This is a genomic window from Actinomadura fibrosa, assembly GCF_900659615.1.
GTDB lineage: Bacteria > Actinomycetota > Actinomycetes > Streptosporangiales > Streptosporangiaceae > Spirillospora > Spirillospora fibrosa.
In genome coordinates, this window is sequence record NZ_CAACUY010000236.1 from 1 (window position 1) to 13,256 (window position 13,256).

Here is a 13,256-nt window from a genome sequence, read left to right on the forward strand (position 1 = left end):
GGTGACCCCGGCGCCGCCGGACGCATCCCGCGGCGAGGCGGCCGGCCAGCTCGCGGGCGCGCGACGGGTCCGCGTCCGCGATGACCAGCGCCTCCACCTCCGGCAGGCCGTACAGCGCGGCGGCGTGGCGCGCTCCGATGCGCCCCGCGCCGGCCAGTCCGATCCTCATGGTTCCCCTCCCGGTCAGCGGTCAGGTGAGCCCCCGAGTGTGCTGGAGCGTTCCATGAGCGTCAACGCCCCGGGCACGCGCGCACCCGCTTACCGGCCGTCCGAAACCGGCGGGTCTACTGTGGGGACTCCGATCGTGAAAGACTGTCGCACCGCCCTGACCAAGCGCTAGTTTGTCCATTATGCGGGTCCTCGTCACCGGCGCCTCCGGGTTCGTCGGCTCCTACACCGTCCGCGCCCTCCTGGCCGCCGGGCACCGTCCGCGCGCCCTGGTCCGCGACCCGGTGAAGGCGGCGTGGATCCTGCGCGCCATCGGCGTCGCCGTCGAAGAAGTAGAGCTGGTCATCGGCGACATGCTGGACCCGGAGAGCGTCGCCGCGGCCCTCGACGGCTGCGACTCCTGCGTCCACGCCGCGGCCGCCATCGGCGTGACCGGCGCCGCCGGCGACCTCGTCGAGGTCAACGTCACCGGCACCCGCAACGTCGTCGGCGGCGCCGTCGAGCGCGGCCTCGACCCCGTGGTCCACGTGTCGACGGTCGCGGTGTTCGTCCCGCCGTCCGGACCGGTCATCACGGCGGACGCCCCCCTCGCCAGCCCCCGCACCGACTACGGCCGCTCCAAGCTGGCCGCCGAACGCTACGTCCGCGGCCTCCAGGACGACGGCGCCCCCGTCACGATCGTGTACCCGGGCGGCGTCTGCGGCCCCCACCAGCCGTCCCTGGACGCGCTGATGGAGGGCCTCGCCGCCGCGCTCGGCAAGCTGTGGCCGATCCCGGGCGGCGGCGTCTCCGTCATCGACGTCCGCGACCTCGCCGACGCCCTCGCCCGCGCCGCCGGCACCCCCCGGGGCGCGAACCGCTGGACCCTCGGCGGCCACTACCTCACCTGGCGCGAGTGCGCGGACCTCTGCGACCGCCTCACCGGCGTCCGCTGCCGCCGCGTCCCGGTGCCGAGCGGCGTGATGCTCGCCCTCGGCTCGGCCCTGGACGCCGCCAAGCGCGTCCGCCCCTTCGACTACCCGCTGACCCGCGACGCCGCCGAGTTCATGGTCACGCTCGTTCCGACCGACGACCGCCCGATTTTGGACGCGCTGGCCCTCACCCCGCGCCCGATCGAGGAGACGATCTCCGACGGGCTGCGCTGGCTGGCCGAGAGCGGCCACCTGAATCCCCGCCGAGCCGGACGGCTCATCACCAAGGAGCAGCAGATGCCGAGTCGCACGCAGCGCACCCTGGGCCCGCTCTTCCAGCGGATCTCCGGCGCCCCGTGGTTCTCCAAGGTCGGCCCGAAGGTCGTCCCGCCGCTGGACCGCGCGCTGCACAAGGCCACCGGCGGCCGCTTCCTCCTCGGCCAGGCCCTCGTCCCCAGCCTGGTCCTGACGACCACGGGCGCCGTCAGCGGCCGTCCACGCCAAGCCCCCCTCGCCTGCCTCCCCGAACCGGACGGCAGCTGGGTCGTCGTCGGCTCCAACTTCGGCCGCGAGAAGCACCCCGCCTGGACCGGCAACCTCATCAAGAACCCCGACGCCGAGGTCAGCTTCCGCGGCCGCACCGTCCCGGTCACCGCCCGCCTCCTCGACGACGCCGAACGCACCGAGATCTGGCCGCGCCTCATCAAGGTCTGGCCCGTCTACGACCGCTACGTGGAACGCGTAGACCGCCAACTACGCATCTTCCGCCTAACCCCCCACTAACCCCCTCCATCCACCTCGAACCGCCGCGCGGCTCCGAGGAACGGCCTGTCGAGCTCGTGCGGACTTACTATCCGGCCTCGATCGCGCGCGGGACGCGGCTGGCGGAGCCGTCCAAGATCCGTGGTGGTGCCGTCACGTACCTCGCCGAGCTCGGGCATGCGGCGCGGCGCGTCCGGGAGGATGTGAGTGCCCGTATGCCGACGCCCGAGGAGGCGGACGTGCTCGTCCTGGAGACACCGGTCCCCGTGCTGGTGCTGACCCGGCTCACCCTCGACGCGGACGACCGTCCGATTCAGGGGGACGTGATGGTCAAGCCGCACGGACGGCATCGCTACGAACTGGCGATCGGCTGAGGCGCCCGTGACCTCACGCGACATCGACACGCGTCCGCTGCATCAGCGGATCGCCGCCGATCTGCGGGACGAGATCATGTCGGGCGACCTCGCGGCCGGGACGGCCCTCCCGTCCACCGCCAAGCTCACGGAACGGTTCGGCGCCTCGAACGCGACCGTGCAGAAGGCCCTGCGGATCCTCAAGGACGAGGGCCTGGTCGTCGGACGTGCCGGGGCGAGCGTCCGCGTCCGGGAACATCGGCAGCGCACCATGTATCCCAGCGAGTACATGCAGCCCGCCGAACCGGGCCACCCCTATCGCTGGATCGCACACGCAGCCGAACGCGGGCTGACGGCCGGGAGTCGGTTGCTCGACGTCCGCGAGGAGGCACCGCCTGCGGACGTCGCGAACGCCCTCGGGCTCGCCCCTGGCGAGACGGCGATCCTGCGAAGCCAGATCCTCACGCTGGACGACGAGCCAGCGGAACTCGTCGCCTCGTACTATCCGCTCGACATTGCGCATGGCACGCCACTCGCGGAGTGCGTACGCATTCGGGGCGGTACTCCGACGCTCCTGGCAGAGATGGGCTTCGCTCCGCGCAGCGCCGTCGATCTGGTGTCCGCGCGGGTGCCGACGCAGGAGCAGTACGAGGCCCTCCGATTGCCCAGCGACCTTCCGGTTCTGCGGGTCTTCCGCGTCGTGCGGACGAACGATGACCGTCCCATCGAGGTCACTGTCATCGCCAAGGCGGGGCATCTGTACGAGCAGCAGTACACCGTCCTCTGAGAGGACGTCGGGAACGTTGAGGGCTGGGAGGGGCGAGGCAGGGCGCGTCGTCGAGGTGGACGTGCTGCGCGCGGTGGCGCTGCTCGGCATCTGCATGGTGAACGCCGTGGACCTGCTGGGGACGCCCGTCGCCGCCGGTGAGCACCGGAGCGGGGCCGCTTACTGGGCTTACGAGACGTTGTTGCATCAGCGGTTCTTTCCAATCTTCTCCTTCCTGTTCGGCGTCAGCTTTGGGCTGTTCCTGCGCGTAGCCGAGACAAGGGTCCGGCGGCCGCGGGTGGTGATGCTCGCGCGGCTCGGGTTCCTGGTGCCGTTCGGTGCCCTACATCGGCTGCTCTATCCCGACGAGGTGCTGCTGACGTACGCCGTCGTCGGGATCGCCGTGCTGCTGCCCGCGTCGTTCGCACCTACGGCGGTCGTGTTCTCGCTGGGCGTGCTCGGGGTGGCGGCGGGGGTGGCCGTGCACGGCGGGGTCGCGCTGATTCCAGGCATCTTTCTGCTCGGGTTGGCCGCCGAGCGGTACGGCGTTCGGAGGCTGCTCGATGCCGCGACGGGCCTCGGGCTCGGGGCCTGCGTACTAGCCGCTCTTGTGCTGGACGTGTGGCAGGTCGGCGCGGGCGCTCCGGCCGCGTCGGTGTTGGCGGCGGGTGCGGGTGTCGCGACGGCCGCGGCGTACATGTTCGGCGTCGTGGTGCTGTTGCGCACGGACGCCCGGAGGTTTCTCGCAGGGCTCGCGCCCGTCGGGCGAATGGCCCTGTCCGGCTACGTCGGCGCCACGGTGATGATCCTCGGCGTCGGGCGTCTCGTGGAGCCGGGTGACGGGCCGGCCGTCGTGATCGGTGCCGGGGTCTTCGCCGTGGAGGCGGTGCTGGCCTGGGTGTGGTCGCGTTATGCGCGGTATGGGCCACTGGAGTGGGTCTGGCGGTCGCTGACCTGGTGGAGGCCGGTGCCGATGCGGCGTGGCCGTCCGGACGCGCCCGGGGAGCCGGACGCGTCCGGAGGAGGGGCTCAGGTGCCGCGGACCGTCCTGGACAGGCGGCGGCCCAGCAGGAAGTAGGCGATGACCACGCCGGCGACGTTCAGGATGACGTCGTCGATGTCGAACGCGCGGCCCATCACGAACATGCCCTGGGTGATCTCGATCGCCAGCGAGAACATGCCCGCGACGAGGGCGAGGCGGAGCGGGCCGCGGAGGGTGCGCCAGACGATGGGGAGCAGGACGCCGAGCGGGGCGAGCAGCGCGAGGTTGCCGCCGATCTGGAGGGCGGCGTCCTTCGCCGGCTGGTCGGCGTAGAAGCGGAGGGAATGGCCCGGGTCGGTGTTGCCGCCGGCCTGGCCGTTGTCGTTCACGGGCGTCAGCGTCAGTTTGAACGCTATATAGACGAAGACCGCGAGGGCGGCGACGGCGATGGTCACCGCGACCACACGGAGCAGGATCACGTACCACGGGGTTCGTTCGCCGGTAGCGGCCGGCTGCCACATCTCCACCAACACGGTGCGCTGGATCCCCGCTTCCGGCGGGACTATGCACGCCGGTTGAGAGTTCACGGATTTCGTCGGTGGCCGCCCTCGGTTAGGTGTCGTCCGAATACCGGCGGACGCGGAACGGGGGCCGCCGGGCGCTCCATCCGGCCGGATCCGGACGTTGACAGGCGAACCAAGCAAGCGCACGATTCGGGCGTGATCGGGGTCACACCGATCGCGGGTGCCCGGCGCGAGGCTCCCTTCCGGAACGTCCTCAGCGGGAGAGGTTGCGCCATGGTCACTCCTTCGGGCGAGCTTGCCCACGATTCGGAACTCGGCACGGGAATCACGAGGCGGCGGTTGCTGACCGGGACGGGTGTGGCGCTGGGCGCGCTCGCACTGCCGTCGTGGCGGACGGCGTCGGCGGCGGCGCCGTCCAAGGTCATCGCGGACGGCGACCGCGTTCCGGCGCTGGTCATCGGCAGCGGGTACGGGGGCGCGGTCGCGGCGCTGCGGCTCACGCAGGCGGGGATCGCCACCCATGTCGTGGAGATGGGGCAGAGCTGGACGACGCCCGGGTCGGACGGCAAGGTGTTCTGCTCGGTGCTGAAGCCGGACGGGCGGTCCTTCTGGTTCCGTGACCGGACCGACCAGCCGGTCAACTACTTCCTCGGGTTCGACGCGAACAAGGACATCGCCCGGTACGCGGGCGTCCTCGACTCGGAGCAGTTCGCGGCCACGCGCGTCTACCAGGGACGCGGTGTCGGCGGCGGCTCGCTGGTGAACGGCGGGATGGCCGTCACGCCGAAGCGCGCCTACTTCCAGGAGGTGCTCCCGTCGGTGAACGCCGACGAGATGTACGCGAAGTACTTCCCCCGGGCCAACGCGGGGCTGGGTGTGAACACGATCGACCAGACGTGGTTCGAGTCCACGAAGTGGTACCGGTTCGCCAGGGTCGGACGGGCCAGCGCTCAAGCGGCCGGGTACTCGACCACGTTCGTCCCTAACGTCTACGACTTCGCTTACATGAAGCAGGAGGACGCCGGGACGAAGACCAAGTCCGCCCTGGCGAGTGAGGTCATCTACGGCAACAACTACGGGAAGCGGTCGCTGGACAAGACCTACCTGGCGGCGGCCTCGGCGACCGGGCGATTGACCATCTCGCCCCTGCACACCGTCACGTCCGTTGCCCCGGCCTCAGGTAGCGGTTACACGGTGGAGATGACGCAGATCGACACGGCGGGGAACACGGTCGCGCGTAAGACCGTCACGGCCGACCGTGTGTTCTTCGCGGCGGGCAGTGTCGGGACGAGCAAGCTCCTGGTGGCCATAAAGGCGCGGGGGAAGCTGCCGAACCTGCCGGGCGCGGTCGGCGACGGGTGGGGCAACAACGGCAACGTCATGGTCGCGCGGGCCAACCACATCTGGGACACGACGGGCGCCGACCAGTCCACGATGCCCGCGATGGGGATCGACAACTGGAATGACGCGGCCGGTCCCGTCTTCGCCGAGATCGCGCCGTTCCCCGCCGGGACCGAGCTGTGGATCAGCCTCTACCTGGCGATCACGAAGAACCCGAACCGGGCGAAGTTCACGTTCAACACGAGTACCGGCAAGGTGGACCTGTCCTGGCAGGCGTCGTGGACGCAGCCGTCCATCGACGCGGCGAAGCGGGTGTTCGACGCCATCAACGCGAAGGCGGCCACCATCTACCGGACCGACATGTTCGGCACCTACAAGACGTGGGGCGACGACTTCGTCTACCACCCGCTCGGCGGCTGCGTCCTCGGCAGGGCCACCGACGGCTACGGGCGGCTGCCCGGCTACCCCGGCCTCTACGTCGTGGACGGGTCGCTGGTCCCGGGCAGCATCGGCGTCAACCCGTTCGTGACCATCACGGCCCTCGCCGAGCGGAACATCGAGAAGATCATCGTCACGGACCTGGCATGAGAGAAGGCGGGCCGCCCCCCGCCCGGGGCGGCCCGCCTCGCCTTCAGGCCGTCAGACGGCCACGGGGGTGGTGGCGGGCTCCAGCGCCAGCTCCAGCACCTCGCGGACGTCGCTGACCGCGAAGACCGTCATGTTCTCCAGCACCTCGGCCGGGACGTCCTCCAGGTCCGGCTCGTTGCGCTTCGGGACGATCGCGGTCGTGATGCCGAGGCGGCTCGCGGCCAGCAGCTTCTGCTTCAGCCCGCCGATCGGCAGCACCCGCCCGGTCAGCGACACCTCGCCGGTCATCGCGACGTCCGACCGGACCGGCCGCCCCGACAGCAGGGACGCGAGGGCCGTCGTCATCGTGATGCCCGCGCTCGGGCCGTCCTTCGGGATCGCGCCGGCGGGCACGTGGACGTGTACGCCGCGGTCCTTCAGGTCGCCGACCGGCAGTTCGAGCTCCGCCCCGCGCGAGCGCAGGTAGCTGAGCGCGATCCGCGCCGACTCCTTCATGACGTCGCCGAGCTGCCCGGTGAGCGTCACGCCGGTGTCGCCGGTCTCCTTGTCGGCCAGCGACGCCTCGATGTAGAGGACGTCGCCGCCCGCGCCGGTGACCGCGAGGCCCGTCGCGACGCCCGGCACGCCCGTCCGCCGCTCGGACCTGCTGAGCTCGACCTCCGGGGTGAACCGGGGCCGCCCCAGGTAGTCCTTCAGGTCGTCCGCGCCGATCTGGACGGGCAGTTCCGCCTTCTCCAGCGCGACGTTCGCGGCGACCTTGCGCAGCACCCGCGCGATCGACCGGTCCAGCGACCGGACGCCCGCCTCGCGGGTGTACTCGGCCGCGAGCAGCCGCAGCGCGTCGTCGCCGAAGCCGACCTCGGACGCCTCCAGCCCCGCCTTCTCCAGCTGGCGCGGCAGCAGGTGGTCGCGGGCGATCGTGACCTTCTCGTCCTCGGTGTACCCGTCGAGCTGGACGAGCTCCATCCGGTCGAGCAGCGGCCCGGGGATGGCCTCGACGACGTTCGCGGTCGCGAGGAACAGCACGTCGCTCAGGTCGAGCTCGACCTCCAGGTAGTGGTCCCGGAACGTGTGGTTCTGCTCGGGGTCGAGGACCTCCAGCAGCGCCGCGGTCGGGTCGCCCCGGTAGTCCGCGCCGACCTTGTCGACCTCGTCCAGCAGGACGACCGGGTTCATCGAGCCCGCCTCGCGGATGGCCCGCACGATGCGTCCCGGCAGGGCGCCGACGTAGGTGCGCCGGTGCCCGCGGATCTCCGCCTCGTCCCGGACGCCGCCGAGCGCGACCCGGACGAACTTGCGGCCCATGGCCCGCGCGACCGACTCGCCGAGGGAGGTCTTGCCGACTCCGGGAGGGCCGGTCAGCGCCAGCACGGCGCCGCTGCGCCGCCCGCCGACGACGCCGAGCCCGCGGTCCGCGCGCCGCTTGCGCACGGCCAGGTACTCGACGATCCGCTCCTTCACGTCGTCGAGGCCGGCGTGGTCGGCGTCCAGGATCTCCCGGGCGCCCGCGATGTCGTAGGCGTCCTCGGTCCGCTCGTTCCACGGGATGTCGAGGACGGTGTCCAGCCAGGTGCGGATCCAGCCGCCCTCGGGCGAGGCGTCGGACGACCGCTCCAGCTTGTCGACCTCCTTGAGCGCCGCCTCCCGCACCTTCTCGGGCAGGTCGGCGGCCTCGATGCGGGCGCGGTAGTCGTCCTCCTCGTCCGCCGGGTCGCCGTTCAGCTCGGCCAGCTCCTTGCGGATGGCCTCCTGCTGCTGCCGCAGCAGGAACTCCCGCTGCGTCTTCTCCATGCCCTCCTGGACGTCCTTGCGGATCGTCTCCGCCACGTCCAGCTCGGCCAGGTGGTCGCGCGCCCAGCCGATCACGAGGGTGAGGCGCTCGACGACGTCCGGCGTCTCCAGCACCTCGATCTTCTGCTCGTCCGACAGGTAGGGGGCGTACCCGGCGTTGTCCGCCAGGGTGGACGGGTCGTCGATCTGCTGCACCACGTCCACGACCTGCCACGCGCCGCGCTTCTGCAGGATCGCGCTGACCAGGCCCTTGTACTCCTTGGCCAGCTCGTGCGCGCGCCCGGACGCCGGCGGCACCTCGATCACGGTGCCCTCGACCCACAGCGCCGCGCCCGGCCCGGTCGTCCCCTGCCCGATCCGCACGCGGGACACGCCGCGGACGACCGCGCCCGGCTCACCGCCCGGCAGCCGTCCCTCCTGCTCGATGACGCCCAGCGTGCCCACGGCGGCGTACTGCCCGTTCAGCCGCGGCACCAGCAGCACCCGCGGCTTTCCCGCCGACCGGATGCCGGGTCCCTGCGACCGGGCCACCGCCCGCGCCGCCTCGATCGCCGCCCGGACCTCGCCGCTCTCGGACAGGTCGAGGGGCACCACCATGCCCGGCAGAACGGCTCCGTCGTCCAGGGGCAGCACCGGCAGCGTCAGGGTCTCGCTCATGCTCAACTCCAGTCCATGCTTCTCCGGCCCCTCGCGAGGCCGCCCGGTCGCCCGGGGACCCAACTCCAAGTTGAGTCATACACACTCAAGAAAACGGAGCAGGATTTTGTTTCCTCAGCAACGTTCGCTCTCAGCGATCACGCCCGCCGACTCTCCGGCCCGCACGTGACCGTCAACCCGGAAGACGGCGCGAACATGCCTGCCGATGAGAATGAGTGCACGGTCGCGGGATTCGAGCCTGGTGCGCTGCTCTGCAAGATCATCGCCGCGACCGATCGGCTGATCAGCGGCGTCGACGGGCTCGGCGACGGCGACATGCGCGTGCCGTCGCTGCTGCCGGGCTGGACGCGGGGGCACGTGCTGACCCATGTGGCCCGCAACGCCGACGGCGGCACCCGGCTGCTGACCTGGGCCCGGACGGGAGAGCCCGCGCGGGAGTACGCGAGCCTGGCGACCCGGGCGGCGGAGATCGAGGACGGCGCCGGACGCGGCGCGGCCGAACTGGTCGCCGACGTCCGTATCAGTGCCGGGCGGTTCGCGGACGCCTACGCGCGAATGCCCGCCCACGCCTGGCAGCGCACCGTCGAGTGGACCACTGGGAAGCGACGTCCCGCTCATCGCATCGCGGACGCGCGGCTCTGCGAGGTGCTCGTCCACCACGTCGACCTGGGCGTCGGCTTCACCCCCGCCGACTGGCCCGCCGACTTCGTCGCCGACCAGCTCGCCATCGTGACGGCGGCCTTCAGCGCCCGCGAGGACGCACCCGCCATGCGGATCCATGCCACGGACACTGGCGCGCGGTACGACATTCCAGGCGGCGGCCCGGTCGTCCGGGGGCGGCAGGCCTCGCTGCTCGCATGGCTCATGGGACGATCGGCGGGCGCGGACCTCGACGCCGACGGCGGCGTGCTCCCGGCCCCGCCGTTTCTCTACTGACGAGGAGGGGTGCGCTGCTCGAACACGTCCTGTGGATCGGCGGGCCACCCGGTGCGGGCAAGACGACCGTCGCCCGGCGGCTGGCGCGGCGTCACGGCCTGCGCCGGTACGCGTCCGACGCGCACAGCTGGGAGCACCGGGAGCGGGCGGTGCGGGACGGCGTCCCGGCGGCCGTCCGGTTCGAGGCGCTGACGCGCGAGCAGCTCAGGGCCGCGCCCGTCGAGGACCGGCTGGCGATGACCTTGCAGCGCGAGCGCGGCCCGATGACCATCGACGATCTCCGCGCCCTGCCGGCGTCCCCCTTGATCGTCGCCGAGGGGACGCAGGTCCTGCCCGGCATGCTCCCGCCGGGGAGCCGCGCGGTGTGGCTGCTGCCCTCACCGCGCGTGCGGCGGGCGAGGCTCGGAGCGCGCCGCGGCGCCCGCGGGGTGCCCGAGGTCTACCTGAAGATGGGTGAGGAGATCGCTGCGGAGCTGGACGAAAGCGATGCGCCCCGGCTCGTCGTGGACGACCTGACCGTCGAGCAGACCGTCGCCGAAGTCGAGAGGTTCTTCGCCAAGGAACTGGCTGAAGGGCCCAGAGCGCGGACCGTCCAGGAGCGCCGCGAACTGCTCCGGTGGGCGAATCTGGCGGATGTGGAGCGATACCACGCCTTCTATAGCCGGCCGTGGAATCGCGTGAGGATCGAGGACGCGGTGCGTTCCTTCGCCTGCGAGTGCGGCCATCCCGAGTGTGAGGCGGAGGTAGCGCTACCGGTCCTCAGGTTCCCGCCGTCCCGGACGTCCGTCCTCGCGGAAGGGCATCGGGCGAGCGCGGCGGGAGCGGAGTCCGGAAGCGGTCAGCGGGGTTGGTGACGCGCGGCGGTGAGGCAATCATCGGGGGGCTGATCCGGCTTGGAGGTCGTCCATGCCCCCGGTATCACAGTGGCCGCTATCGACCGTCCTGCTCGCCGCGTTGCTCGCGGGGGCCTGCTCCGGTGATGAGCATCGAGCCGCGAAGCCCTCGCCGTCCGGGACGGCTCCCGGCACCCCGACGCCCACGAGTGCCTCACCGTCGCCGACCCCGGCCAGGGACGGGTCCGATCTCGAGATCTCCGAGGACGTCCTGCGGGGCCTCAAGAAGGGCGACTGCGTCAGCGGCGCCGGACAGCCCGTAGAGACGAGATGCGACGCACCCGACGCGGTCGTCAAGGTCCTGGGCGTGGGACGGCGGGGCGGCACCCTCCCCGACTCGGCACAACGCTATTGCCCGACGGACACCGATTACCCGCTGACCGTCTACTCGGCGTCCGGGACGTCGACGGCATCGCCCGACTCCCCCTTGGATGCGCCCGCCGGGTACGTGTGCCTGCGCAACCTCCGCGGGTCGCACCCCGGCAGGCCCGGCGCGGGCGGCGGCGTGATCCGGATCGGCGACTGCATCGACGCGGACGCGTCCACGCCGGTCACGGAGGTGGCATGCGCGAGCGGCTACGCCAAGTACAAGATCACCGGGTACGCGGCGCGCATCCTCGGCGACTCCTGTCCGCGCGGCGAGGGCCGCGCGTCCTTCCAAACCTTCGGCGACCTCAGCATCGAGTACTGCGCCCGCCACCTCTGACGATCCGTCACGACCGGCCGCCGTCCCGCGGACTTCTCCGAGTCCCTGCCGGACGGCTTGAACCGAATCCCTCGCCGGGACGTGCTCTCCATGAAAGCGGGGGGCGTGCGGGCTCCTCTTCCCACCGTCTGTGGAGAGGATCCGCATGAACAGGCAAGTGATGCGTCGAACCGCGCCGGTCGTCGCGGCGGGAGTGGCACTGGTGGCCGGTCTCTCGCTCGTTCCGGGCGCCGCGGGCGCCGCCGCGCCGATCAGCCAGCTCGTCGGCCAGGGCGACATCGCCCGGGACAGCCTCGCGTGCGTCGGGCCGCTGTCCGCCGGGACCAGCGACCTCGTCGTCGGGAACGGCTCGGCCAACGACGGCCAGGGCAACGGCGTCGCCGTCGACTGGCAGCTCCGCCGCGGCGACCCGTCCGCCACGTTCTTCACCCAGGGCACCGTCGTGCAGACCGCGCACGCCGACTCCTTCAACCCGGTCGTCCCGTCCGGTGACCCGTCCGAGCCGGGGACGTTCTGGGTCTGCGTGACCCAGCGGTCGCGGGACGCCGCGCACTACGAGATCATCCTCGGGGCCGGCGGCGCCTGAGCCGCGTCCCGCCGGGCGCCGCGCGTCCGGCGATGAGCGAGGTGCGGCCACCGCTCCTCCCCGCGAAGCCGCCCGGTCGCCGGCCGGGCGGCTTCGCCGTCTCAGCGGACGGCGAGGAGCATGGCCGTGACGTTGTCGTGCCCGCCCGCGTCGAGGGCATGGCGGACGAGCCGCCGGGCGCCGTCGAGCGGGTCCTCGCCGGCACGCCCGGCAAGGGACTCCCGCAGGGACGCGGCGCCGGGCAGGTAGCGCCAGAGCCCGTCCGTGCACAGCAGCAGGCGTCCCGGGACGGACGGGCGGTAGCTGCGCCCGCGCGGTTCCGGCTCCCCCGCGTCCGCGCCGAGCCAGGCGGCGAGGGCCTCGTGGGCGCCGGTGTCGTCCTCGGTGAGCGCCATCGCGGTGCCCTCGTCAGGGAGCCAGTAGGCGCGGCTGTCGCCCACCCAGCTCGTCCAGACGCCGTCCGGGCCGGTGATCCCGGCGACGTAAGTGCAGGCGGGAGCGGCGTGCACGGACGCGGCCAGGGCGGCGACCGCGGCGCCCGCGCGGACGGCGGCCTTGTCGAGCGCGGTCTCGGGCAGCACGCCCGCCGCGAGGCGCCCGGTGAGGACGGCCAGGGCGGTGTCGGCCGCGACCTGGGCGGCGCGCTCCGCGCGAGGGGACATCGAGACGCCGTCGCAGACCACACCGATCGTCCACGGACCGGACACGGCCAGCGCCATCGCGTCCGCGTTGACGGCGCGGCGGTGGCCGCGATCGCTGACCCCGGCGGCGGCGCCCGCCGCGAGCTCGACATGGGAGCGGAAGGACGGCTGGGAGGCGCCGCAGTCCCAGCAGTGGCCGTCCGGAGCCACGGTCCCGCGGCACCGCACGCAGATCGTCTCCGCCATCGCGGGTCCGAGCTTAGGCCAGGCCCCCGGCGCGGAGCCTTCGGCAATGCGGAGGCAAAGACCTCTGGGTGATCACGATTCTTTGCGCCGCCCCCGGTTTACGCCCGCATGACGCGGGGGTACTTACCGCAACGACATCGTGACACACGGTGAACGGCAGGGCCTGTGGACGGCAAAGACGCAGGTCCGGGAATTGCCGTCACGAGAGGAGGGTCGGATGACGTTCACAGCGCGTGCACAACGCCCCAACGCACCGGCGAACCGCCCCCCTCTCCGCCCGGTCCGTACGGCCGAGGGCGTTCCCGGCCCGTTCCGCCGCCGCGCGTCCCGTCCCCCGGCGCGCGCGGCGTGGCCGGCGCCCGGCGACACACCTCGGGCCCTCGGCCGTACCGGACCGGCCGCCCT

At 72.3% G+C, this 13,256-nt stretch carries 12 protein-coding genes; 9 read left to right on the top strand and 3 right to left on the bottom strand.

What is annotated here, in order from left to right; genetic code table 11:
- Positions 1-350 precede the first annotated feature (350 nt).
- From E1300_RS40345 to E1300_RS40360, 4 genes are read left to right on the top strand one after another with little or no spacing between them, the layout of a single operon-like run.
- A complete protein-coding gene (locus E1300_RS40345; protein WP_131762563.1) occupies positions 351-1,862 on the top strand; it encodes a nitroreductase family deazaflavin-dependent oxidoreductase in 1,512 nt (503 codons plus the stop codon).
- 8 nt (positions 1,863-1,870) lie between these two features.
- The gene (locus tag E1300_RS40350; RefSeq protein ID WP_242619699.1) at positions 1,871-2,215 is read left to right on the top strand and encodes a UTRA domain-containing protein; all 345 of its coding nucleotides are present in this window, start codon (positions 1,871-1,873) and stop codon (positions 2,213-2,215) included.
- 7 nt (positions 2,216-2,222) lie between these two features.
- Positions 2,223-2,981: a GntR family transcriptional regulator gene (locus E1300_RS40355; protein ID WP_242619696.1), complete on the top strand. Its 759-nt coding sequence runs from the start codon at positions 2,223-2,225 to the stop codon at positions 2,979-2,981.
- Between the two features lie 16 nt (positions 2,982-2,997).
- Complete coding sequence (locus tag E1300_RS40360; RefSeq protein ID WP_131762564.1) at positions 2,998-4,038, top strand: DUF418 domain-containing protein; 1,041 nt, start codon at positions 2,998-3,000, stop codon at positions 4,036-4,038.
- On the opposite strand, the gene E1300_RS40365 is transcribed toward E1300_RS40360, so the two are convergent.
- On the bottom strand, positions 3,990-4,421 hold the full coding sequence (locus tag E1300_RS40365; RefSeq protein WP_242619697.1) for a VanZ family protein: 432 nt from the start codon (positions 4,419-4,421) through the stop codon (positions 3,990-3,992). The two genes, E1300_RS40360 and E1300_RS40365, sit on opposite strands and share 49 nt — an antisense overlap.
- Positions 4,422-4,739: 318 nt before the next feature.
- Between E1300_RS40365 and E1300_RS40370 the strand changes: the two genes are divergently transcribed.
- Positions 4,740-6,395 (top strand): GMC oxidoreductase, encoded by a 1,656-nt coding sequence (locus E1300_RS40370; RefSeq protein ID WP_131762565.1) that lies wholly within the window; start codon positions 4,740-4,742, stop codon positions 6,393-6,395.
- A 51-nt stretch (positions 6,396-6,446) separates the two neighbouring features.
- Here E1300_RS40370 and lon read toward each other — a convergent pair whose 3' ends face one another.
- On the bottom strand, positions 6,447-8,843 hold the full coding sequence (gene lon, locus E1300_RS40375; RefSeq protein WP_131762566.1) for an endopeptidase La: 2,397 nt from the start codon (positions 8,841-8,843) through the stop codon (positions 6,447-6,449).
- Between the two features lie 195 nt (positions 8,844-9,038).
- Between lon and E1300_RS40380 the strand changes: the two genes are divergently transcribed.
- The 4 genes from E1300_RS40380 (at position 9,039) to E1300_RS40395 (ending at position 11,964) form a co-directional block, all read left to right on the top strand.
- Complete coding sequence (locus E1300_RS40380; RefSeq protein WP_165503212.1) at positions 9,039-9,779, top strand: maleylpyruvate isomerase family mycothiol-dependent enzyme; 741 nt, start codon at positions 9,039-9,041, stop codon at positions 9,777-9,779.
- Complete coding sequence (locus E1300_RS40385) at positions 9,701-10,633, top strand: AAA family ATPase (RefSeq protein WP_207400235.1); 933 nt, start codon at positions 9,701-9,703, stop codon at positions 10,631-10,633. The genes E1300_RS40380 and E1300_RS40385 overlap by 79 nt, the downstream gene beginning before the upstream one ends.
- Positions 10,634-10,685: 52 nt before the next feature.
- Positions 10,686-11,378, top strand: a complete 693-nt coding sequence (locus E1300_RS40390) for a hypothetical protein (protein WP_131762568.1) — start codon at positions 10,686-10,688, stop codon at positions 11,376-11,378.
- 145 nt (positions 11,379-11,523) lie between these two features.
- The gene (locus E1300_RS40395) at positions 11,524-11,964 is read left to right on the top strand and encodes a hypothetical protein (RefSeq protein WP_131762569.1); all 441 of its coding nucleotides are present in this window, start codon (positions 11,524-11,526) and stop codon (positions 11,962-11,964) included.
- Between the two features lie 101 nt (positions 11,965-12,065).
- Here E1300_RS40395 and E1300_RS40400 read toward each other — a convergent pair whose 3' ends face one another.
- The gene (locus tag E1300_RS40400) at positions 12,066-12,851 is read right to left on the bottom strand and encodes a PP2C family protein-serine/threonine phosphatase (protein WP_131762570.1); all 786 of its coding nucleotides are present in this window, start codon (positions 12,849-12,851) and stop codon (positions 12,066-12,068) included.
- Positions 12,852-13,256 lie beyond the last annotated feature (405 nt).

Coding starts and splice junctions, on each gene's coding strand:
- lon (WP_131762566.1), bottom strand. CDS start 8,843: ATGAGCGAGACCCTGACGCTGCCGGTGCTGCCCCTGGACGACGGAGCC.
- E1300_RS40345 (WP_131762563.1), top strand. CDS start 351: ATGCGGGTCCTCGTCACCGGCGCCTCCGGGTTCGTCGGCTCCTACACC.
- E1300_RS40390 (WP_131762568.1), top strand. CDS start 10,686: ATGCCCCCGGTATCACAGTGGCCGCTATCGACCGTCCTGCTCGCCGCG.
- E1300_RS40395 (WP_131762569.1), top strand. CDS start 11,524: ATGAACAGGCAAGTGATGCGTCGAACCGCGCCGGTCGTCGCGGCGGGA.
- E1300_RS40370 (WP_131762565.1), top strand. CDS start 4,740: ATGGTCACTCCTTCGGGCGAGCTTGCCCACGATTCGGAACTCGGCACG.
- E1300_RS40400 (WP_131762570.1), bottom strand. CDS start 12,851: ATGGCGGAGACGATCTGCGTGCGGTGCCGCGGGACCGTGGCTCCGGAC.
- E1300_RS40385 (WP_207400235.1), top strand. CDS start 9,701: ATGGCTCATGGGACGATCGGCGGGCGCGGACCTCGACGCCGACGGCGG.
- E1300_RS40380 (WP_165503212.1), top strand. CDS start 9,039: ATGCCTGCCGATGAGAATGAGTGCACGGTCGCGGGATTCGAGCCTGGT.